We start from the raw sequence: 558 nt of genomic DNA, 5'->3' as shown, positions 1-558 counted from the left end.
GACTCATTTTTTAAGTAAAAAGAAAGCCCAACATTAATCGTTGGGCTTTCTTTTTGGTATCCGATTGTTATCGCTAATTCGGCAGTCTGTTACGCTGCCTTAACGAACTTTGCTAGGAACGCATCCTTACGCTCATTAAAGCGGTGTACAAGGTCGTCAACGGCTTCTTGATCGTATGGCTTCAAACCACTCGCTACCATGCGTTTAATACCTTTACCGACCACTTCACCGTCTTCTTTGAATGCGAAGTTCAAAGTCACCACGCCGCGCTTACCATCTACATCAAACGTCGCACCAGTGAAATCCACTTCAGGATGTGTAAGGTCTAAGCGTGAAAATTCCACTTCCATGCTTTCATAAATAACCAGTGGACGCTGACAGTTGATCATCATTTGCTTCTCTTCCATAAGAGGAACCATGATGTGCGGGAAGTTCATGCCGGAAAACTGCACGTAATTCGTTACCACGTGCTCAATAAAAGCCGGGTTGTGATTGGTTTCGCCTTCACGAGACATGTGCAAGTATTCTTTGCCTGCCTCATCTACGACTGCGCTTTCT

General features: G+C 45.0%; 1 protein-coding gene. It reads right to left on the bottom strand.

What is annotated here, in order from left to right:
• Window positions 1-89: 89 nt before the first annotated feature.
• A partial coding sequence (locus R7Z49_RS26860; protein ID WP_318112712.1) for a DUF3581 family protein occupies window positions 90-558 on the bottom strand: 469 nt, incomplete at its 5' end.

Source organism: Vibrio sp. 1562 (assembly GCF_033340155.1).
Taxonomy (GTDB): domain Bacteria; phylum Pseudomonadota; class Gammaproteobacteria; order Enterobacterales; family Vibrionaceae; genus Vibrio; species Vibrio alginolyticus.
Note: the sequence above shows the minus strand (reverse complement) of the source record. Positions and strands in the feature narration are given on the sequence as shown.